Source organism: Frigoribacterium sp. CFBP 13605 (assembly GCF_014839405.1).
Taxonomy (GTDB): Bacteria; Actinomycetota; Actinomycetes; order Actinomycetales; family Microbacteriaceae; genus Frigoribacterium.
Genome location: NZ_JACYNS010000239.1, coordinates 1 through 266, shown reverse-complemented (window position 1 = coordinate 266; position 266 = coordinate 1). Strand labels below are relative to the sequence as shown.

Annotated in this window: 1 pseudogene; it reads right to left on the bottom strand. The window is 80.1% G+C overall.

The features are described from left to right. Nucleotides 1-45: 45 nt before the first annotated feature. A pseudogene (locus tag IFT36_RS16220) lies at nucleotides 46-266 on the bottom strand (hypothetical protein); the annotation flags it as partial.

Genomic DNA, 266 nt, shown 5'->3' with positions numbered 1-266 from the left:
GGGCGACACCCGTGGGGCGACGGCGACGGCGGCCGTGCGTGCCGGTCACGACGTCACCGCCCGGCGTCGTCCGCGGAGGTGCAGCGAGAGGCCGACGACCAGGGCACCGGCACCCGCGATGGCCGGGCCGGACGAGAGGCCGCCGGTGAAGGCGAGCGCCCGCGGGGCGTCCACGCCGCTGAGGGTCACGTCGACGGGGCGTCCGTCGCCGGCGGAATCGATGACGGGGGCGACGCCGCCGGGGCCGCTGCCGGTGCCGCCGGTGC